Raw genomic sequence first — 22,673 nt, forward strand, 5'->3', positions numbered from 1 at the left:
GTGGGAATATTTGCTGGTTAATTTATTTAGTAAATTAAAATAGAAGCAATTACTTTAGCAAAAGGAGGCAATAATGAAAAAAATACTTAGTATATTAGGAACAATGTCGTTAGCTTGTACTGGTTTTACAACAATTATTTCTTGCACAACAAAAACTAATTCACCAGTAGATGATAATTCTGAAATTATTAATGAATTTAAAAATAAGATTCAAACAATTACTAATAATACACTTTCACTGGGAGATCAATATTCTGTTATTGATGGGGATAGCAATTTTGGCCCTGGTGGTAGTATTGTGTTAGATACTTTAGATCAAAATTATCGCGAAGCTAATAAAATTGAATTACAAAATCAAAAAGTTATTAATAAAATTGCTGATTATGTTAATGTTCAATTAAAAAATCAAGTTGTTACAAAAGCACTTTTAACTGATCCCGATATTCACGGTTTTATTAATGGCGTTAATCCCAGTGATGTTTTAAAGGTAAACACTTCCGAATCACGCATCTATCAATTACCATACCATTGATCGCCAGATGTAACTGGTCCTCATGGTTGAAACAATGATAAGACTTTACAACTTTTTGGTTATAATACCCGCGAAGACTGAGCTAAATATTATAATTCAGTTCAAGATCATTTTACAAAATTAGGATATCTTGCGTTAAACTTAATTATTAATTTGTCATTTTATAATCAATTTACAAATAAAATTGAAACTAGACAAATTAACTTATGAACAACTAATTTATATGTTGTCGATGGTGTTGGAAAGAAATTTTTGGAACGTTTAATTGATGCTAGTTTTCAACCAATTTCAAAAGCATTAGGAGAGTATACAATTATTCAAAATAATTTAGGAGATAATTTTTCATTTCGTAATAGTCAAAATAAATTCATTCGAAATTCAATTGATGATTTAAAAACTTATTTGTCTACCACATTGCATTATGATGTTGATGATTTTAAAATTAATAATCCGACTGTTGATAATAATGATAATTATGATATTGGTGAAGACAAATTACCAGGCAGTAATTCTTTAACAGCTGATAATGATTATTTTTCAAAAGCATATTTAAATTATGATTATAAAACAAAAGTAATGCCAATTGGTTCAATTACACAGTTTTCAGAAAAATTTAATAATGATTTTTTAACAATGGATAAAACTTTTACTACAAAGTTAACAGATGATATTAGTAATTGAAAAAATTCGGATGTTTTAAATTTTAAATGAAATCCATCAAGTAGTTATGCATTAACTACTGATATTCAGAATCATACCTTTGAATTTGGGACAATTGTTCTGCAAAATTGGTCTTTATATAATATTATCTTACCAAAAATCAAGCTTCCTTTTGTTATTGTTCGTACTTTAACACGACCAGCAGAATATTCAGCTTTAACAGCAACAATGGCAAATTTATTTGCTCAAGATGGTGTATTTTGAAATAATGCTGAAATTGAAACAAATGAAGATATTGCTTTAATTGACCATGACCACTTAATGTTTTCGGTTAACCTAAAAAGTACTAACACATTTGATAGTTATACTGAAAATGGTTCTTCAAAAACATTCTTAAATGCCTTGGATTTTTTAAAGGATAGTTTAACAGCAGATTTAGAAGCAAAAAATATTGATTTAAAGTCCACAAATATTCTTGATTTTTATGGCAATTATAATAGCATTTTTGATTATAATATTGCAAAATATCATAATGCTTGATATAGCCAAGATGATGATCATCAAGCTAAACATCTTTTGTTTGAAGCAGTTAAACATTGATTTCAGGCATATATTTATTTAGACATTGCTGGTTTTAATTTTCAATTAAATCCAGTCTCGTTTGCAAAAACACGAGTATATTATTAATTTAATAAAGGAGAGAGAAATATGAAAAAACTACTATGTTTGTTAGGATCATTTACTTTAATAGGAGTATCAACATCGACAGTTGTTGCTTGTAATCATAAGGCCAATAATCCTTCTGATGATTCAACAGTAATCCAAAATTTAATTAAAAATAAAGTTCAATATTATCTTCAACAATATTTAAAGCTTGGAAATAATGATGGACCATATTTAACAGACAGTAATTTAATTTCTGCGACTAGTACATATTTAGCAGATTTACAAAAAACTTTTAGTTATAATGATGACAAACCAGAGACAATTACCCAAAAAGAATTTATTAATCCATTAAATGCATATATTAATAGTATTTTGAAAACGGTTGTTTTTCCAAAAATAGTTAATGACAAATCAATTGGGCAATATTTTAAAGGGATTAAACCTGAAGCAGCAATTGTTGTTGATAATCAAACAGTTTATAAAAAATTACCATTATGATGAGATCCAACACAAACAAAAACACCAAATGTTTTATTTGGTTATGATAATGTTCAAGATTACAAAAATCATTTTGTTGCTACAACTGATATTAATAAATTAAAATATTGATTCTCAATGCAAATTTCTAATTTTAGTTTTAATTTAACTTATAATGATTTAGTTACATCAAAAAATACAACAATTAAGGTTACAACAAATTCAACACAGTTTTATTTAGTTAATCATGAGGGTTATGCGCCTTTTTACTCACTAGTGAGCCATGCTGCTGATAAAGTAAAAGATTTTATTGAAACAATGACTTTAACTTATGATCCACAAAAAGGTCCAAATCCAATTTATAATTTTACTTTTAATAATAATGAGAAAGCCTTATCAAAGACACTGGGTGAGGAATTTACTTCAAAATTAGCTAAAGCAGCACAACAAGAGGAAGACGAAATTAAATTAGATGATGTCACATATCCAGAAGAAGTAAATGAATTAGGGAATTGAGAATCTAATAATTATGATTTCGCAAAAAATTATTTTAGTCACCCTACAGATGCAATGGGAAATGATTCAGGAAAATATAACACCAATGATTTTCAAAGCAATATTACTAATGATTTTAGCACAAGAAACAGTGGTTTTCAAAAAACGTTAACTAATAATGTTGAACATAGTTGAGTTGACCCACAAGGAGATAATCTTGTTTGAAATAATAAAACTTTTGCAAAAGATTATGATTTTAATAAAATTTATAGTTTTGGTCGCGTTGAGCTAACAAAATGAGAAGATAAAAATGTTTTATTACCAAGATGAAAAATTCCGTTTATTATTATTCATGATACAACAGTTACTGATTATGAAAATAATATTACTAAAATTGCTGCTGAAACTTTTGCTGAAAATGGTGCCTTTTGAAACAATGCTGCAATTAGAGAAGCTGCTGTTTTAGGATTTGGAATAACAGGGTTTTTAGTTAAAATGAGTGATCAAAATGAATTTAATAATTATATAGAAGATGGCAATAAAACATTTACAAATGCTATTGATAATATGACAAATAAAATTATTAAGAAAATTAATTTAACATATCCTCAGATTAATCAAAATATTCTAAATAGTATTGCATTTAATTCAACAGTTCCAACATTATATGATTATTCAATTTCAGATTCTGCAAAATGAGAAGATCATATTTTTAATACAATTTTTCCCGATTTAGATACAAGTAAAGTTGCACTTCATTTTAATTATTATGCCTTAAAAGCAAGAATGTGACCACACATTGAGTATAATGTTGGTGGCTTTACGTTTAATCTTTCATCAGCACCAGGAATTGGTTATATTTTTTCTGGAATTTATTATGGAGAAATTTAAGTTTAAATGATATGATTGCAAAAACTAAAATATTATTAGGGTCTGTTAAGACTAATAAAAAAGGAAAACTAAAGAAAGCAAATATTTTTAAATTATATCGTTATTTATTTAACAAAATATTTGCTTCTCTTTCTACTATTTTAATTCTTTTTTTAACAATAGCTTTTGTTGTAATTAGCCCAATTGTTTTGTTTCTAATTTCGACTGATGTTTATAGTACAATTAATAATTTACAGTTTTTTGTTTTGCTATTTTATTGTATTTTTCTGTACTTATATATCTTATTAATTTCAATTAAATTATTTGGTAATCAAATTGAGGATAATAGTTTTTTGCTAGTGTTGACAAAACCGTATGCTCGTCGAACAATTATTTTAATTCAATATTTAGTAATTTATTTTTCAACATTATTTCTAATTATGTTGTCGGTTATTATTTTTTTAGTGTTAGGGAATATTTTTATTGCTAGTAAAAAATTAAATTTAGCAATTTTTTTTAACAAGTTATGTTTAAAATTATTCTTATTTAGTTTATTATTTAGTTTCTTATTAATTAATAGTGTTGTATTTTTAGTTACCTTATTTAATACAAGAATTGTTTTCTTAATCTTTTCAATTTTTTGTAGTTTATTTATTCTAGGGGATTACCTTATACTTTAATTAAATATAAAACTGAAAATATTAGTTTTAATTTTAATGATTCGGATGAAAATGTTTCGCTTAATTTGATGAAAGTTAATCAAGCGATACAGTTTAAAAATTTTCTGGAAGATAATTTAATCAAATATCCCAATTTAACAAAAGCTATTTTTGATGATTTTTACAATAAATGAGATTTTAATGAAATTAAAAATTTTCATAGTCAAAATAACCAGGAGAATCGTTGACAATTATATCAAGATTTGGGATTAATTGATCAAAATAAATTAACAAAAAGTTTTAATACAAATATTACGTCATGGTTTGATCATAATGATATTGTTGGCCCAGCAACAATTTATCTAATTCAAAATCATCGGTTTATTTCATTAGACCAATTAAAGCAACAAATTAGTCAAAACATTGGTAATGTTCCGGTAGAAACTGATTTATTAGCAATGCTTAATGATTATACAAAGCAATATCGTGATGGTTTAACGGGGTTTATGAATACAATTAATATTAAAGTAAATGAACTAATGGATTTTATTACTGATCCAAATGACCCACCATCAGTTAAACCAGTTGATTCGTCATATGTTTCATATACATCAGCAAGTGGAGTTCCTAAATATTTAGTTCTTGATACAACTGATATTACTCAAGTTTTTCTACGCCCAAATGATTATATTTTTACTCAAAAAGAACGAAACGAATTTGATAATTTATTTTTAGATCCTGTTTTTTTTTTTTTTTTTTTGCAATTCGTTCATTAGAAGATTCAATTAGAGAAATTGTGCTTAATTTAGATTATTTAAAAAATGATTCATTAAAGCAAGACCTTGATGGTAATGTACCATCATTTCAAAAATATCAGAATATTATGCAAGAGTATCAAATTATTAACAAATTTAATGTTTTTGAACATTTCTGCCAATTATGAACATTTCTGTTAGGTTATTATGGTGATTATTACTTTGACCCTAATTTAATTGGTGAAATTGATTTTGACCAAGAATTAAATTCCTTTTTTAGTTATCCAATGGATGTCTTAACAATTAATAAGGAACAAAAGATTCAGTTTAGTAATTTAAAAACAGTTCAAAATAATGTTGGTGTTATTTATGCATACTTAGCTTTAAGTTGTTGCTTTTATCTAAGTTCGTTAGTAGTTTGACGATATAAAAAAATTTCTTAAAGTGAGGTGAATATAATGGTAACAATTGAAGTAAAAAATTATCAACAAAAGTTTAAAAACTTTTCACTTAAAAATGTCAATTTTAAAGTTAATAGTGGAACTTTACACGCTTTAATTGGAGAATCGGGAAGTGGAAAGTCAGTTATTATTAAGTCAATTATTGGGGCATTGCCAAATTATAAGGGTAAAATTTTAATTGATAATTATAAAGCAACAAGATCAAAGGCAAAATTGAAATTAGGATTTTCAACGAATCTTGAAGAATTTCCAAGTGAATTAACAGCTTATAAATTTTTAAATTTGTTAGGAGATTTATCATCAATTCCGAAAAGTTATTTACAATATAATATTAAAAATTTAATGTTATATTTCGGATTGTGAGAACATCGTCATAAAAAATTAAAATCTTATTCATCAGGGATGAAAAATCGAATTATGATTATTCACTCAATGATTAATAACCCCGCAATTATGATTTTTGACGAACCAGGAGCAAACTTAGATTATAAAAATCGTGTTCGCTTCTATCAGTTTTTAATGTTACAAAAACAACTTGGCAAAACAATTTTCTTAACAACGCATATGATTGATGAACTTGAAGCAATTATTGATGATTGTACAATTATTAGTGATGGTCAAATGCTTTATAGTGGTTCGTATGACCTTTTTCGTCAACATTCGGATTACCGAATTAGAGTTTCAAATAATGAGTTATTGATTAAATATTTTCAAACAAATAATATTTCGTTTATCTATAATGCTGAAAGCGAGGAATTTATTGCCACAATGGAATATAATATGAATATGAATGATTTCTTTTTATATACGCTACAAAATAAACTGCTTGTAATTTATTTAAAAGAGATTAAAAATGATTTAGCGCAATTAAAATTAAAATTAGCACGATTAGGATATTTTCAAGAAAAACCACATATTAAACAGCCGCAAGCCAAAAAGGAGAAAAGAAATGAAAAGATTATTAAACATTTTCGGCGCCATCGCACTAGCTAGTCCATTAGGAATGATGATGGTTAGTTGTCATCCGGGTAATAATAACAACAATAATATTATTGTCTCTCAATTAAAAACAAAGGATTCTATTGACAACTGAAATCAAACTTTTAATAATGATATTTTTTATCAAAATGATGTTTTTACAATGGATGCAGTAAAAGTTAGTCTAAATAATAATATTGCGGTTAATCAACTTTTTCAATTTAATAACTTGTCTGATAAATTGTTAGTAACAGATCCGATAGTATCACCAACGACAAAAATGGTTTTAATTGAATTAGGAACGGAAAAACAAACAAGTAAAAGTGGTGATTTTAAAATTATGCTTTATAAAATTTTTCCAAAACTAAGTTCAAATAATATGTATGATTGAGATTATAATGCTTGTCAATTGTTTTATACAACCACAATTAAATGTCAGTTACCAGTTATTGATTTTAATAAGTTAAAACTCGATGATTATTCTGAATATGTTCAAAATATTGATCAAATTAACACAATTGATGATATTGATCCATCAGTTTTAGAACAAATTAAGATTAAATTAAGTCAATATTTACAAGCAACAATTAAAAATAATTGAGGTAATATTGTGTATCAACTTAATACTGATTATAAAATAACATTTGTAACTTTAGTCAAAAATCAAACAAATAGAAAGTATTTAGATGTTAAAATTAAAGGGATTAATAGTAATTTAACAGGAACAAAAGAGATAAAAATTTGATTAATAAACAGTCAAACAACGTATGATTTAAACAATATAGCATTACTTGATTATTATGATTTTAAAGTGAATGATTCAACGCATGTGACAAGTCAGGAAATAACAGCAAAATATCAAGAATTATTATTAATAATAACAAAAACGGTTGCTTTAGAATGAAAAGATAGTTATTTACAAGCGGGAATTGATTATTCTGTTACTGTTCCAAATTTATTACCTGGTAATTTAACAGATACATTTTTATCAGTTTATTTAAAGCCGTTAACATGACGAACAACTAACAGTAAACATCTGACAATTGTTTTATATAGTGCAGATAATAAGAATGATGGAACCTTAAATGGCTATGGCGATACTATTCATTTTTATGGAGTTGATGTAGCAAAACCATTAACAGGTCAAGAATGTCAACTAATTTATCAATTTTTTGATGACATTGCCCAAAGTATTTTTATTTCGCAGAAGGTATATTATGCTAAACAAGGTACAACAAATATGAAAAATGATTATACAATTGCGGTAAATGATATTGAACCAGGACATATGTTGCCATCTAATCAAGTGACAATAAAATTTTCTGGTAATAAAAATGATCAAAATCCCAATGCACGGATAAAAGGTTATTGTACTTGACAAGTAATTTTTACTTAATATCAATTAGGGAGGGACAGAATTATGCTTGACTATAAAGACCTAGAAATATTAGAATTAATTAAACTTCGAATTGATACACCATATAAAAAAGTTAAAGATTTTTTAAATGATAATAAAATGTCAAAGGGTTATTTTTATTATCATTTAAGACATATTAATAATTATTTGGCCACAAAAAACTTAATGTTAGATATTAATAATTTACAAAAAGATGAGTTTCTTGACATTTATAATATTATTGTTAATGAAACAAAGGTTTTTATTACGGCAAAAAATCAACTTATTATTTTTATGGTTCTATTTGTAATTAATAAATACACCAAAATTAGTGAATTACGTAAAATTTTTGAAATTAGTGTTAGTAGTGTTTTTAAAAATGTGGCAAAACTAAATCATATTTTAAGTGAACATCATACTGATATCGTAATTCGTAATAAAGGGAAGGTTATTATTTAGATGGTAATTTATTAGCAATTCGAAAGTTAATTGTTAACTTAGCAATTTATATTAATAATAATCATAAGAGTAAAAATTTAATATTAAACTCTATGTTTTCAAAATTAAACTTAGGTTATGGTGAGGAAACATATCACAAGATTTACGATATTTTAACAAAATATTATGGTCAAATTTTAGTAATGGACTTAGATTTTAATACATATAGTTTAATTTTGTATTTTTTAATGTTATCAATTAAAAGTGATAGAAAAGATTTTAATATGGAAGATAATTTTATTAAAAACCATCCGTACTTTGATTTGAACTCATTTCAAATTGCAGCTCAAATTATTAATGAATTGCAAGAAACATTTAGCATTACATTTAATAACACTCAATTTGAAAAAACCTTTTTAGGAATGTTAATGTTAAATCGTTATGATATTTTGCCAGAAGAAAAAGTTGGTGATGCTGAAATCGAACAGGTCAAAAAGGTTTTGTCAGAAATGCTAGATAATATGAATAATCTTGGTTATTTAACAGACAAACAATTAGCCCTTTCTGATTTATTAAGTCATGTTTTGTTCTTTAAACAACAATGAAATTATTTTTTATTTGATGATGCGTCAATTATTTTTAAACAAGATTTTATTAACCATAAAGTGGAGTATCAAAATTTATTTAAGTTATGTTATGACAACCTTGAAAATATTGAATGCTGTATTGATAAGAAGTTATTACCACGAAATTATTTGGAATTCACTCTTGTTTTGTTATCGTATGTTTATACTTGACCAATTGTTAATCAACCCGTAATTCAAAAAGCAATTTTAGTTACTAATCTCCAAGGAAATTTAATTAACTTATTAAAAGCAAGAGCAATTGAAGCATTTCCAACATTAACTATCATTGAAATTGTTCCATTGCTAAAATTTAACAAAGATAAAGAAAAATATCACGATTATTTAATTATTAGTGATAATAAAGATTTTTTAACTAGTAATGCTGGCATATATTTTAGTTTAGAAATGGTTGATGACAATATTGAACAACTAAACTTAAATAACTTTATTTTTAATGATTTTCAAACAAACAGTAACATTAAAATGTTAATTCAAAAAATATTAGATAGTAAGATTAATAAAAAACATAAAATTGAAGCTTTATTGCAATTAACATTAAAAAGTGATTTTAAAAAATAAAATAAATAGTGGATAGCAAACTATAATTTTATTGAAAAGAACAAAATATGTAACTAGCAGTAGGCATTAAAATGGTAGTAACTTTTTAACAAAAATGCTCATTAATAGAATTATTAATAACTACTTAGGTAGTTTTTTTATTTGGCTTTTGTTATGTTATTTTAAGGTCAAGATTCTAGGGTGTTAAAGTATTTGGTACCATTTAGTAATATCAAATTATTTACATATTATATTTTATTTAACAAATAACTTGATAGAAATACAAATATATTTTTAAAACAAAATTACATTATAATTAAGTTAAAGAACTCTATCAAAAATTAGCAAAAATAATATTGATTAAAATGTTTGTTAATAATTCTTAACAAATTATTTGTAAACATATTGTTTAATATTTATAAAGGAAGGAATAAAAATAAATGGAAGAGATCAAAAAAGAGCCGCTTCGGAGAAAGCAAAAGTTTGTTAATTATTTTACACATGGTTTAAATAAAAAAACAATTGGGATTATTACCATTTTAGCGTTAGCTGATTTATTTGTTTTTAGTGGTGTCTTATATTTAAGATACATTATGCCTAATTTTCATAATTATTTGCAATTATCCCAATCTGAATTTGATATTGCAATTTCAATCTATGGTTTTACGGCGTTAGTTTCAAGAATACCAGGGGGTTATCTTGCCGATAAATTAAATGCTAAAATTATGTTTGTGATTGCCTTATTAATGACAGGTATCGTTGGGATGTGATGAACAACTTTAACAAATTTAAATATGGATAAAACAATTCGGTTAACACAATTATATGTTATTTATTTTTTATGAGGAATTTCAATTGCAGGATTATTTTGGAATCCGTTATGAAAATTAGTTTCTCAAAATGTGCCAAAGGAAAAGCAGGGAGCAGCTTATGGTTTACAAGGTAGTATTCTTGGTTTTTTTGGGATAATTGTTGTTGCTGGGGCAGCAACAGGTGTTACGGAGGTTACTAAAAATTTAGCAAATAGTAGCGCAAATATTAGAACATTACCATTTTTAATTTTTGCGTATTGTATTTGTGGAATGGTGTTATTAATGGGAATATTATCTTTATTATTTATTCCTAATAAAAAACGAACAGAAAAAGAGACAATTAAGTTTAGTAAGCATTTTTTAAATTTGCTACAGCCATTTAAATTTTTACGAGTTTGACTTTGCGGAATTTTTGTCTTTGGAATGTATATGTTTCAGTCCGTATTTTCTTATTATATGAAAGATGCGTTAACTGTAATTGGGATAAATGTCACAATTGTGACGGTTTTAGGCGGAATTAGATCATATGGATTGCGATTTTTAGTGGCAAATCCAATTGGACGTTTATCAGATAGATGAAAATCGTATGTTTTAGGGTTAGTTTTCATTTTATTAGTGGGAATGCTAGCATGTTTATTGTTTACCTTAATTCCTGGTTGGGGTGCAGTATGATTTAATAATCAAGGTAAAACAATTAAGGTGTTATTTCATGTTATAATGTGTGCTTTATTCATTTTTATTGGTTGTATTGGGTGAGCCTTATTAACTTTACGTTTTGTCCAAATTGGAGAACTACCAATGGAAAAAAATAGTTATGCAAATACCTTAGCTGTTATTTCGTTTTTAGCCTTTACTCCTGACGCTTGGTTTAATTATGTTGCCGGAGCGATTGGTAAATCATTTACTGATCAGCAAACAAAAGGTTATAATTTGGAAGGAATTCAAATCTTATTGATGATTGCCATTGGCTGTGTTTTAATTGGTTTAATATGTGGTATCATACTTTATTACTTAAATAAAAGGGAAGTAAAAAAACTTAATAAAACTTCGTTCCGTTGACGAGAATTAGGAAATATTTAATTAAATAATAAGTTGATTAACTTTAAAACTAAGACAAATTTTAACTAGTTTGTTTTTTGTTCTATTAAGAATTTCTTACCATCCTGCTTGTTTAGCATTCGGTAAAGGGTTTTAAAATATCATAAAATAGTGTATAATTACTATATTGATTAAAATAAAATTATTAATTTAAAGGGGACTATTTATGGGAAAACAACATTCAACAAAATTATCAGAACCAGAAATTCGAGCAATTTGAGATAACACTGCTCGTGGTGGGGGACGTAATAATTTATTATTTCGTCGTGATATTGCCGGTGCATTTATTAAACTTGGAGAATTAAACAAAGAAACGGAATTTGGGTGAGTTATTGAACCATTATTGCCATTAGAAAAAGGTGGTAAATTAGAAGTTAATAATTGCTTTGCAATGCATTGAAAAAATGCGAAAGCTCGTCGTGGGTCATTAAATGATTGAAAAGCAGCAGTACATGGGGTGACAAAAACAGATAACAAAAAAGAATTTCAAAAACCTGTTAATATTAAAAGTGACAAAATTATTAAGGCAACAATGATGAAAGTTGCTGAAGCAAGTCCAATTTGAGAAAAAAGATAAATTAATCTTGTATTTATGGAAAAAATAATATAATATTAATTACGCAATGCCAAAAATATTAATTTTGGTAAAGGAGATAATGGGAATGAAAAAATTGTTAAGTGTTTTTACTGCAATTAGCATTTTAGCTACTCCAGTAACATGAGTTGCTGGCTGCAGTCCAGTCCTTGAACTACCTTATATTTCAAATAATAAAATTTCAGAAAACACACAGAAAGCAATTAATGCCGCTGTTTTGAGTAATGCCAAAGATGCTAAAATTAAGTCATTATTTGATTATAATCTTGATGAATGATGAAATCCTAATTTTAATCCAGTTAAAAATATTATGACGGTAAAGATGGATTCATATAATTTATTTAATCAAGCACAGGAATATTTAGTAATGCAACAGAAGATGGCTAATAATAAAGCAAATAAAAAAGATACTTTGGAATATATGCAAAAAAGTTTGTTATCTTCACGTGATATGATTAGTCAGCCGTGACCAAAAGTTGTTGAAAAATATAATTGATATTTAAATGACAAAAGTAAAAATCAAACTGTGATTGATTTAAATGAATTAGTGAAGTATTTTGATGGTAGTACATGAAATGCAAGTTTAATTGATAAAAAGCGTTGATTATATGTTGACCAACTTCGTAGTAACAATCCAGCTGACTGATTTAAAGATGCTCATGCATGATCATTAAATCCAAACAGCTTTGATTATAATGAAAATACTAGATTTGATCAAGGAATTTTTTATCATATTTTACTTAATACATTTTTAAAAGAAGTTAACACTGAATATAATGTTAAATTAAGAAAAATTTGAAATGAAACTGATAGTCAAAATATTATTAGTCCAGATATTGCGGGAATTACATTTGCTTTTACAGCATGAGATACAAACAAATGGACAAAACACTTTGTTGATGGTCATCCAATTGTTGAGAGCAATGATAATATTTTTGAAAACTTACCAATTTTACCAATCGAACAGACAATTGGTGTCAAATTAGTTGTTGCTGATATTTATGGTTCAATTTCAAGTTATCTTATTGGAAACTTTGTTATTTCTAGTTTATTAGGTTTACACAGTAATTAATAGTTTTTAAATATATCATAAATTATTTAATAAAATGCAAAAAAATACTTTGTTTCTTTTTTAATTAAAATCAAAATTTTTTACAAGGGTGAATTCAAAGTGCTATAATCAAAGTGAGAGTTATAACCATTCCTTAATTATTTTAAAAGTAGTTAGGTGGTGGTTTTAATGGAATGGTTACAAGTTATTTGTGACATTCTGCAATTAATCACTCTACTACTGCAAATTTTTTATCTAATAAAAAAACTATCCAAATAGGATAGTTTAACTTGCATTAGGAGTGGTTAGCTCTCATTTTTTTATTTATAACCACTTTTATTATAACACTTTTTATCTTTTTTTGTTTTTTGTTTACTGTATTTTTAAATATATAATGTTATAGTGAGGACATAAATCTTAATATGAAAGTATACTCCTGATCGCGAATATACATATACAACTATGCTTTCATTAATTTACATTTTTTTGTTGCTTTATGAGAGTTTATAGTTGAAACTCTTTTTTTGTATTAAATATCATTATATCAAACCTATTAATTATTAAAAGGTGTGGTTATTATGGATTTCATATATTACGAATTTCATAAAAATAAATGACAAGAGGTAATGCATTGTATTAATTTTTTGTGAAAAAAATGACTTTCTTAGTTTGGAAAAAGGTGTTATCCACCAGCATTTTAATTTAAAAAACATAGTCAAAAATTAAAATGAAGGAAGGAAAATGCAATGAGAAAATTAATAAGTTTATTAGGCACAATGGCAATTGTTGGTGGTAGTGTCTCTGTTGTTGTTGCCAATATTATTTTAAGCCAAGTAAAACCTAAGTTTAACACTACTAAACAAAATTATGATAATGGAAAAATAAAAGTAGTTCCGGTCCCAAATGAGGTCCCAGAAAAAATCTTAGTAACTGCTGGTGACTGATGGACTTCAAGATTGGAAAAAGCAATGCTTACTCTTAATTTGGGAGCAATGAATCCAGAACAAGTCACAGATGTTGCTATTACAAACTATGGAGACACATATGCTGAACATCATGTCCCTAGTTGAGAAAATAGAGGTAATGCTAGTTGCCAAGCAGGTATTAATCATCTTGAAGATTTTAAAGATTATTTTTATGAAAAACGCAACAACTTTATTGTTGACAGAGATGGTAAACAAGTTTTATTAAATGCTATGGCCATTAAAACATATGGCAATAATAACTGAAACAATACTATTAACTGAGATTTAGCACGACATTATGCATCTAGTTATGTTTTATATACATGAGAAAAAGATAATTATAATGATCTCATTTTAAATATTGCTGTAACATTAGAAGTATCAACTTCTTGAACATCAACAAAAGGAATTGCGACAGTATATGTTGTTGGGAATATTAACATATATTATAACTAAAATTAGAATAATTTTTTAAGCATTAAATTTATTTTAATGCTTTTTATTTTAAGCAAATTTTTTGTTGTGAGTTATTTTAAGATGGAAACAAATTTGATAAAAATCTGATTTTGTTGCAATTTTTCTAGTTTTACATAAAAATTACCTTGTAAACAGTTTTCCAGTTTACAATTTGATCGTTTAATACTAGGTAATACTAATTAAATTACCAGAATCATTTGGAGGATAATGATTTGAAAAAAATTTTAGGATTATTAACAGCAATAACGTTGGCTAGCACTAGTGCTATTAGTGTTATTAGTTGTAAGCAAAAACCAACTTATTTGTTTGGTGGATCAACTTCGGTTCAAGGTTTAATGAACTCTGTTTTAAAAAAATTTAGTCAAGAACGTGATATTAGAATTGCTTATAATAGTAGTGGTTCTAGTGGGGGGGGAAACAGGGATTAAAGATAATACCTTAGTTCTTGGTTTTACTTCACGAGCTTTAAAAACAGAATTTACAAAAGAGCCGTATGTTGGTTTAAAATTTGCTATTGATGGTATTTTAATAATTGCTAATTTACCGACAGATTGTAAGGTGATATCACCTTCGGACTTAGATCTTGTTAGCAGTAAAGTTGATGTTTTAAAGCAAATTTATCAAGGTACAGACAAAAACTGAGGTGATTTGTTAGGATGTCAATCAACAACAAAAGTTATTCCAATTAATCGTGAACAAAATTCAGGGACACGTGATGTTTTCCAAGACAAATTGAATATTAATGAATTTAGTTCACAGTTAAGAACAGTAAATAATACTGCTGCGGCAATTCAAGAAGTTAAAAATATTCAAGGGGCAATAGGATATGTTTCATATGGTGCTAAAAAATTAGTTAATGAAGCTAAATTGAGTATTTTAAAATATAAGGGCGTTGAAGCATCACCGGCGACTTTACAAACAAATTATGATTTAAAACGTTATTTTGAGTTAACATTCCGTTTAAAGGATAATAAAAATTTATCATTAGTCAAAGATTTTCTGTTGTTCTTAAAAGATAATGAAAAGGGTCAACAAGCAATTCAAGCTGATGAATTAGTTCCAGTCTGAGAATGATATGGTACAAATCCTTTTTCTGATTTACCAACACTAGATTAATTTATGCAGCAGATTAATAGTAGTATCTTTAAACGCAAACAAATTACTGATCGTTTTGCAAAAGTAATAATTACTTTATTTTCATTATGTGGAATTATTGCTGTCTTTTTGATTATTTATTTTATTGTTGCAAGTTCGATTCCTGCTTTGCGTTATGAAGGATTTTGAAATTTTTTAACAGGAACTAAATGGGTTATTAATAATGAAACCGGTGAGTACCAATTTGGTGCTTTAGCGTTTATTGTTGGTACCATTTTAGTTTTAACATTGGCGATTATTATTGCTGCACCGTTAGCAATTTTAACCGCTCTTTTTGTAACAGAATTTTTATCACCTCGACTGAGAACTTTTATTATTTTTATTATTGAATTATTAGCAGGAATCCCTCCAGTTTTATTTGCGGTGTTTGGACGAGAAACAATTGGAATGTTATTTGTCCGCATGGGGGCTAGTGGTCCAACCAATTTATTAACAGCAGGGGTTATTTTAGCTTTCTTAGCTTTACCAACAATTTTTGCATTATCAGCAAATGCTTTTTTAAGTGTTCCCAAATCATATCGTTTTGCTGCTTTAGCAATGGGGGCATCGCGAACATATACTGCTTTTAAAGTAGTTAAAAAAGCAGCTAAAACAAAAATTATTGGGGCTGTAATTTTTGGGATGTGTCGTGTTATTGGTGAAGTGACAGCAATGATTTTATTAACAGGAATGGCAGCACAAATTCCTAATTTGAACGAAGGCTTTTGAAGTTTTTTATTTAGTCCAATTGCAACATTGGCTACACAAATTGGAATTGAATTACCTGAGCATGTGGCCAGTTTACATCGTTCAGCTTTATTTGCCTTAGGATTAATTTTATTATTAATGGTTTCAATTTTAAATATTATTATTTTAGCCACTTACAAAATTCAACGCCAAAAAGAACGGGGAAAACATTTAATTCCTGGGTGAAAGCGAAAACATTGGCAACCCTTAGTTAAGACGGTAGGAGGGGCAAAACATTCGCCAGGATTGTCACAAGAAAGTTTTCTTGCTTTAATTGATAAAAAAATAACAACTAATTATTATAATAAAACAATGAATTATTGTCGTATCTTTTGGATGATAATAACTTGCTTAGTAACACTTAGTTTTACTGCCTGAATTATTTTAGATATTATTACTAATGGGTTTGCCGCAGTAACTTATTTATCCCAGTTTGATGCAAGTGCTTTTGTGGGCTATTATGAATTGCCACCATTAATTATGTCTACCTTTATGTTGATTTTCACAGGAACATTTTTATCAATTCCAATTGGAATTATTACCGCAATTTACTTAAGTGAATATGCTCGTAAGAATAGTCGCTTAGTAACTTTAATTCAGTTTTCAACTGATGCATTAGTTGCAACACCATCAATTGTTTTTGCTATTTTTGGATATGTTGTTCTCGTGGTTGGATTACAATTGGGTCACAATTTCTGATCAGCAGGATTAATGTTTTTTATGCTAACTTTGCCAATTATTATTCGTGTGGTTGAAGATGCCCTTCGGAATGTTCCTCAAGAATATCGTGATGCTGCTTTAGCGTTGGGAACAAGTAAGATCGGAATGGTTTGTAAAGTTGCGTTACCAAATGCCAAAGGAGGAATTGTAACGGGTGTAATTTTTGCAATTAGTAAGATTATTACAGAAACGGCTCCAGTTCTTATTATTTTAACATCTTCTCCCTTTATGCCGACTGGTTTTAGTGATATTGGCACAACGTTAACAGTAAAAGTGTTTCAATTAGTTAATGAACCAGGATTGTTACTAGTTGTTTCTAATCAACTGCAAGTTTCATTAACCGAATTAACAAATCATATGATTCATCATTTGTCCTTTATTATTATTTTATTTGTCTTGGCATTAAATATTTTTGTTAAAATCATTGGATCGTTTGAAAATAATCGTCAACCAAAATGATGAACAATAATTAGTACTTTGGTTAAATGCTATTGTGGTTCTTTGTTAGGACGAAAAAATGCATGGAAAAAACAACTTCAAAAAGCTTATCGTAACCCAGATAAAACTGTGAAAATTACAGCAAAAGTAAAAAATTACAATGGACAATTATTGATAGCATATCAAACAAGGTTAGCAAAATTAAAAAGACAAGTCAAAAATATTAATCAACAGAAAAGACAGGAAGATTATCAACTATCAATTACTGCGTTAGAACATAAGATTCAAAATTTACAAGAGGAAATGGAATAAATTATGATGAAAAAAACAGTACAACCTTCGAATAATAAAATTAAACAGTGATTCAAAAGGTTTTTTCGTCGCTTAATAAATCAACACCAACATGAATTACTAAAAGCACCAACTGTTTTGCCAAAAAATGTTATTTTAGGAATTGAAAAATTTAATTTTTATTATAATTTTGGAACAAAACAAGCGTTATTTGATATTAATTTAAATATTTTAAAAAATAAAGTTACTGCTTTAATTGGTCCATCAGGATGTGGAAAATCAACTTTATTACGAGCAATAAATCGAATGAATGATTTAATTGAAGGCACAAAAATGAGTGGCGCAATTATGTATAATGATAAAAATATTTATCAATATCGGCAAAATATTATCTCATTACGAACTAAAGTTGGGATGGTTTTTCAAAAGCCAAATCCTTTTCCAAAGTCAATTTATGAAAATATTGCTTTTGGTTTAAAAAGTTTAGGAATTTTTGATAAAAGAATTCTTGACCAAACTGTTGAATCATCATTACGACAAGCAGCGTTATGAGATGAAGTTAAAGATAATTTATGTGATTCAGCATTAAGTTTATCAGGGGGACAGCAACAACGGTTATGTATTGCTCGGGCTATTGCCTTGAAACCAGAAATCTTGTTAATGGATGAACCAACTAGTGCATTAGATCCAATTGCAACAGCAAAAATTGAAGAACTAATTTCTGATTTAAAAAAGGATTTTACAATAATTATTGTAACGCATTCATTGCAACAAGCAGCTCGAATTTCTGATTATACTGCTTTCTTTTGAATGGGGCAATTAATTGAATATAACAAAACAGCGTTATTATTTTCACATCCGCAAGAAACAAAAACAGAAGATTATATTACAGGACGTTTTGGTTAAAAAGGATAGAATATGATAAAATATAATTGTCCGTAAGGACAGTTTTCTACGTTTATTATAACGTTAAGGTGTGTTTGGGGTTATTAACCGCTATATAAATCAATAACTCTACACCCAAGCACTTAAAGCGGTTCAGAGTTATTTTAAAAGTAAATCAAAACTAACACTTGTTGTTAGTTTTTTCATTTGAAAAAGTAGATTATTTAGTAAAAATTAGTTATATTTATAATGAGATTAGGGAGGTTTGCTGGGTGAAAAAAAAGTCATTTTAATTGTTGGACCAACAGCAAGTGGTAAAACAGATTTATCAATTAAAGTTGCTCAACAATTTAGGGGAGAATGTGTTAATGCTGATGCAACACAAATTTTTAATGAGTTGAATATTGCAACAAATAAAATAACACTTGCTGAACAAGCGGGGATACCTCATCATTTATTATCAATAATTGATTTAAATGATAATTATTCCATTAATAGTTATCAAAAAGAGGGACGAGTTATTTTAAATCAACTTTGAGCAAAAAACAAATTGCCAATTGTTGTTGGTGGCAGTGGGCTATATATTAATGCGTTATTAAAAAATTATCAGTTTTCTAATCAAGGACGGGATTTAGCAAAAGCAAAAGAATATGAACAGGATTCAAATCAAGCTTTATGAGAAAAATTAGCCGCAATTGATCCTCTTGAAAGTGCTAAAATTCATCCCAATAATCGTAAGCGAGTTTGGCGAGCATTAGAATATTATTTTCAAAATGGTACTTTAAAGTCAATTAACGATCAAGCCCACAATAAGTGGTATGTTGAACCATATATTATTGGGTTATTCCCAGATAAAGCAGAACTTTATCAACGTATTATTGAACGTGTTCAAAGTTTAACAGAGCGAGGGTTGTTTGCCGAAGTTAAAACTGCATATGAATATTGTAATTATGATGTGACAAAGCAAAGCATGAAAATTATTGGTTGTCCAGAGATTATTCAATATTTAAAAGGAGAAGTATCATATGAAGCAACCTTAGCAGCAATGGTTCAGGCTAATAAAATTTATGCAAAAAAACAAATGACATGGTTTAAACATCAATTAAAAAATGTTCATTGATATCCATTTCACTATGCTCAATTTGAAGATGTTTGTCACCAAATTATCCTTGATTTACAAAATAGTACTTATTTAAAATAGGAGGCCCCATATGAAAATTCCATCAGATTTGCAATTATTTGCTGAGATAGTTCAAACAAAACGTCATCAAATAAAAACTAATAAACAAATGCGAAAAGATTGTTATATTATAACAAAACAAGAAATAACAACAACAAAAGAACTAGGATGACGAAAAAAAAGCAAGAACCTTAAAAAAGAGTATCAAGAAGAGCTCCGTGGTTATTATTTAAATGCGAATCATTTTTTTAACGAACAAATTTTAGAAACAAAAACAATAATTAACTTAAATCTTACGACAATAACAAACTTAAGAAAGAGTATTACCAAGACTAATAAAAGCGAAGTTAAAACACAAGTTAAAACATTACAAGCAAATAATAAAGTTAACTATCAAAAGTTAAATATTTTACAACCACATTTATTTTGAACAATTGTTTTAATGTTTATTAAGATTGCTTTTATTGGTTTTGGTGGTGGCAATGCGATGTTGCCGATTATTTTTTCTGAAATTGTTGAAAAGAAAGGGTGAATTAGTGCAGAATATTTTGATAAAATTGTTATTTTATCAAATGCATTACCAGGTCCAGCCACAATTCAAGTTCCTGCTGTTATTGGTTATCAACTTTATGGTTGACGAGGAGCATTAGCAGCTTCTTTGTGTGCTAATTTTCCATTAATGTTATTAGTTGGTGTTTTGACTGTTGTTTTGCAAAATGCTATTCCTGAATTATATTTAGCATATATTTCATTGGCAATTATGCCAGTTATTTTAGCTTTAATTTTTGTCCTAATTATTAAAATGTTTCGTTCTTCAATGAAGGAAATTACATTATTTGTTTCTTTACCAATTATGATTTTTTGAATTATTTTTTTAGTTGCGGTACCGTCCCCTTACAATATTCCTGCCATTGTTGTTCTTGTGATGCTAGTTATTAGTTTAATTATTTACAGTTGGAAAAATAAGCAAAAAAGAGGACGAAAATAATGGTATTAAATATTATTCTTTATATTATTGTTTGTTTTTTAGTTGGTATTACTACTTTTGGTGGTGGACAAGTTTTCTATGTTATTTTTAATTCGTTGTTTACTTTAATTTTGACACCAACAATTGCAAATGAACTAGTTACTGTTCAAGATTGAAATTGAGGATTAATCTTTTCATCAGTAACTCCAGGCCCAGTGTCAACCCATTTAACAGCCTATTTATCAATTTTAGTTTCAAAGCAAAACATTGGGTTATCATTATTAGTAATGATTATTTCTTATGTTGTTATTACTTTACCAGCAACAATAATTATGGTTGGCGTTGATAAACATGTTGCGATGGAAAGCAAACAATTTCGCTATCTTTCAAAATTATTAAAACCTGTTGTTATTGCTATTCTATTTTATTTGATTATTGATTTAGTTTTTGCGGTAGCTAATTTTAATTTATATGGTGGGACAGCAAAAGCGGGACCTTATCATTTTATTACGGGCAATTGGGTTGAAATTGTTAAGGTAAGTGTTTACTTTATTGTTGATTTTAGTCTGGCTGTTTTTATCTTTTTAAAGTATAAAAAAGTTAATCCATTATGAGTAATTTTAGGTTCAGGTGTTATTGGGTTCTGTATTTTTTATTTTATTCATTAATTTTATTTTTTCTGGAAAAAACTATTAAATTATTATATAATATAAATTGTAAAAACTTAAAAACTATTTAAGTTTTAACTAGTTATGATCATAGTAATAATTTTATTTGTATAAGTTATTTTTATAAGGGGACAATAATGAATAAGAATTACTATAAAATATTAGAAATATCATCAAATGCAGAGATTGAAGAAGTAAAAGAAAATTTTCGTCGTCTAGCTAAAAAATATCATCCAGATATTTCAAAAGAGAAAAATGCTGAAAACAAGTTCCGTGAAATTATTGAAGCGTATGAAATTTTGTCAAATCCTAAAACAAAGCAAGAATATGATGAAAGTTTCTTTGTGCCGAGTTTTGATAAGGTAAAATATGACTATTTCTTTGATTTCAATAATAAAACTTGATTAAAAAAGCGTTTTAAAAAACCAAAAAAGGGACCATTGTTAGTTGGGAAGGTTGTTTTAAAAGCAGCTGATGTTATTAATGTCGGGAAAGCAAATGTTACTTTATTAGTTGAAGAAAATTGTAAAAGTTGTCAGGGAACAGGCTATTATGTTGAAAATGGTTTTGAATGTTTTTGTACAACTTGTGGTGGGTTTGGGCGCTATGAAGAGTCAAAAACCATTGTTGTTTATTTACCAAGTTTATCAAAACCAAAACAAAAAGTAACAATTCATCGTGTTGGCCATGCTGGTTATGCTGGCGGTGAACGTGGTGATATGCGTTTAAAGTTAATTCTCTCTTAGCCTTTGTTAATTCTTAATAAAATGATATAATTATATTATTGGGGGTACAAAGGAGGGAAAAAATATTATGGGAGATAAAAAAACTAGTAAAAAAGAAGCTAGTGTTGCTTCACAAGTATTACGTGATCCGGCCTCATCAAAAATAGCAAAAGAATTAGCAGGGAGTGCCTTAGCACAATTTCGTACTAAGAAACATACTGGTGAGAAAGAAGCTGCTATTGCTTCTCAAGTATTACGTGATCCAGCAGCCTCACAAATTGAAAAATCAATGGCAGGATCTGTTTTAGCACAAGCTGAACATAAAAAACAAAAATAACAAAAAAACGAA

22 protein-coding genes are annotated in these 22,673 nt (G+C 27.3%); all 22 read left to right on the forward strand.

What is annotated here, in order from left to right; all coding sequences use genetic code 4:
• Window positions 1–73: 73 nt before the first annotated feature.
• The 22 genes from E7Y35_RS00635 to E7Y35_RS00740 all read left to right on the forward strand — a co-directional run bounded on the left by E7Y35_RS00635 (window position 74) and on the right by E7Y35_RS00740 (window position 22,661).
• Window positions 74–1,879, forward strand: coding sequence for a hypothetical protein (locus E7Y35_RS00635; protein ID WP_283272420.1), 1,806 nt, complete (start codon window positions 74–76; stop codon window positions 1,877–1,879).
• Window positions 1,880–1,900: 21 nt separating this feature from the next.
• Window positions 1,901–3,721, forward strand: coding sequence for a lipoprotein (locus E7Y35_RS00640; protein ID WP_283272421.1), 1,821 nt, complete (start codon window positions 1,901–1,903; stop codon window positions 3,719–3,721).
• 11 nt (window positions 3,722–3,732) lie between these two features.
• Complete coding sequence (locus E7Y35_RS00645) at window positions 3,733–4,380, forward strand: hypothetical protein (RefSeq protein WP_283272422.1); 648 nt, start codon at window positions 3,733–3,735, stop codon at window positions 4,378–4,380.
• A gap of 68 nt (window positions 4,381–4,448) precedes the next feature.
• Complete coding sequence (locus E7Y35_RS00650) at window positions 4,449–5,135, forward strand: hypothetical protein (protein ID WP_283272423.1); 687 nt, start codon at window positions 4,449–4,451, stop codon at window positions 5,133–5,135.
• Between the two features lie 20 nt (window positions 5,136–5,155).
• Window positions 5,156–5,557: a hypothetical protein gene (locus E7Y35_RS00655; RefSeq protein WP_283272424.1), complete on the forward strand. Its 402-nt coding sequence runs from the start codon at window positions 5,156–5,158 to the stop codon at window positions 5,555–5,557.
• A 15-nt stretch (window positions 5,558–5,572) separates the two neighbouring features.
• Window positions 5,573–6,568, forward strand: coding sequence for an ATP-binding cassette domain-containing protein (locus tag E7Y35_RS00660; protein WP_283272425.1), 996 nt, complete (start codon window positions 5,573–5,575; stop codon window positions 6,566–6,568).
• Window positions 6,525–7,949 (forward strand): hypothetical protein, encoded by a 1,425-nt coding sequence (locus tag E7Y35_RS00665; protein ID WP_283272426.1) that lies wholly within the window; start codon window positions 6,525–6,527, stop codon window positions 7,947–7,949. The genes E7Y35_RS00660 and E7Y35_RS00665 overlap by 44 nt, the downstream gene beginning before the upstream one ends.
• 24 nt (window positions 7,950–7,973) lie before the next feature.
• Window positions 7,974–8,408: a helix-turn-helix domain-containing protein gene (locus E7Y35_RS00670; protein WP_283272427.1), complete on the forward strand. Its 435-nt coding sequence runs from the start codon at window positions 7,974–7,976 to the stop codon at window positions 8,406–8,408.
• Window positions 8,409–8,500: 92 nt separating this feature from the next.
• Window positions 8,501–9,592 (forward strand): hypothetical protein, encoded by a 1,092-nt coding sequence (locus E7Y35_RS00675; RefSeq protein ID WP_283272428.1) that lies wholly within the window; start codon window positions 8,501–8,503, stop codon window positions 9,590–9,592.
• A gap of 419 nt (window positions 9,593–10,011) precedes the next feature.
• A complete protein-coding gene (locus E7Y35_RS00680; RefSeq protein ID WP_283272429.1) occupies window positions 10,012–11,463 on the forward strand; it encodes an MFS transporter in 1,452 nt (483 codons plus the stop codon).
• Between the two features lie 184 nt (window positions 11,464–11,647).
• On the forward strand, window positions 11,648–12,058 hold the full coding sequence (locus E7Y35_RS00685) for a hypothetical protein (RefSeq protein WP_283272430.1): 411 nt from the start codon (window positions 11,648–11,650) through the stop codon (window positions 12,056–12,058).
• 85 nt (window positions 12,059–12,143) lie between these two features.
• Window positions 12,144–13,148 carry a hypothetical protein gene (locus E7Y35_RS00690; protein ID WP_283272431.1) on the forward strand — a complete coding sequence of 335 codons (1,005 nt, stop codon included), beginning with the start codon at window positions 12,144–12,146 and terminating at the stop codon, window positions 13,146–13,148.
• Between the two features lie 725 nt (window positions 13,149–13,873).
• The gene (locus tag E7Y35_RS00695; RefSeq protein WP_283272432.1) at window positions 13,874–14,548 is read left to right on the forward strand and encodes a hypothetical protein; all 675 of its coding nucleotides are present in this window, start codon (window positions 13,874–13,876) and stop codon (window positions 14,546–14,548) included.
• A 233-nt stretch (window positions 14,549–14,781) separates the two neighbouring features.
• Window positions 14,782–14,997, forward strand: coding sequence for a lipoprotein (locus E7Y35_RS00700; protein WP_283272433.1), 216 nt, complete (start codon window positions 14,782–14,784; stop codon window positions 14,995–14,997).
• Window positions 14,975–15,685 carry a PstS family phosphate ABC transporter substrate-binding protein gene (locus E7Y35_RS00705; protein WP_283272434.1) on the forward strand — a complete coding sequence of 237 codons (711 nt, stop codon included), beginning with the start codon at window positions 14,975–14,977 and terminating at the stop codon, window positions 15,683–15,685. The genes E7Y35_RS00700 and E7Y35_RS00705 overlap by 23 nt, the downstream gene beginning before the upstream one ends.
• 3 nt (window positions 15,686–15,688) lie before the next feature.
• Window positions 15,689–17,920, forward strand: a complete 2,232-nt coding sequence (locus tag E7Y35_RS00710; protein WP_283272435.1) for a phosphate ABC transporter permease — start codon at window positions 15,689–15,691, stop codon at window positions 17,918–17,920.
• A 3-nt stretch (window positions 17,921–17,923) separates the two neighbouring features.
• On the forward strand, window positions 17,924–18,805 hold the full coding sequence (gene pstB, locus E7Y35_RS00715; protein WP_283272436.1) for a phosphate ABC transporter ATP-binding protein PstB: 882 nt from the start codon (window positions 17,924–17,926) through the stop codon (window positions 18,803–18,805).
• A gap of 244 nt (window positions 18,806–19,049) precedes the next feature.
• Window positions 19,050–19,985, forward strand: coding sequence for a tRNA (adenosine(37)-N6)-dimethylallyltransferase MiaA (gene miaA, locus E7Y35_RS00720; RefSeq protein WP_283272437.1), 936 nt, complete (start codon window positions 19,050–19,052; stop codon window positions 19,983–19,985).
• 10 nt (window positions 19,986–19,995) lie between these two features.
• On the forward strand, window positions 19,996–20,952 hold the full coding sequence (locus E7Y35_RS00725) for a chromate transporter (protein ID WP_283272438.1): 957 nt from the start codon (window positions 19,996–19,998) through the stop codon (window positions 20,950–20,952).
• Window positions 20,952–21,599 carry a chromate transporter gene (locus E7Y35_RS00730; RefSeq protein WP_283272439.1) on the forward strand — a complete coding sequence of 216 codons (648 nt, stop codon included), beginning with the start codon at window positions 20,952–20,954 and terminating at the stop codon, window positions 21,597–21,599. The genes E7Y35_RS00725 and E7Y35_RS00730 overlap by 1 nt, the downstream gene beginning before the upstream one ends.
• A 137-nt stretch (window positions 21,600–21,736) precedes the next feature.
• Window positions 21,737–22,345 (forward strand): DnaJ domain-containing protein, encoded by a 609-nt coding sequence (locus tag E7Y35_RS00735; protein WP_283272440.1) that lies wholly within the window; start codon window positions 21,737–21,739, stop codon window positions 22,343–22,345.
• A gap of 67 nt (window positions 22,346–22,412) precedes the next feature.
• On the forward strand, window positions 22,413–22,661 hold the full coding sequence (locus E7Y35_RS00740) for a hypothetical protein (protein ID WP_283272441.1): 249 nt from the start codon (window positions 22,413–22,415) through the stop codon (window positions 22,659–22,661).
• The last annotated feature ends 12 nt before the right edge of the window (window positions 22,662–22,673 follow it).

This window comes from Spiroplasma sp. SV19, assembly GCF_030060925.1.
Taxonomy (GTDB): Bacteria; Bacillota_I; Bacilli_A; order Mycoplasmatales; family Mycoplasmataceae; genus Spiroplasma.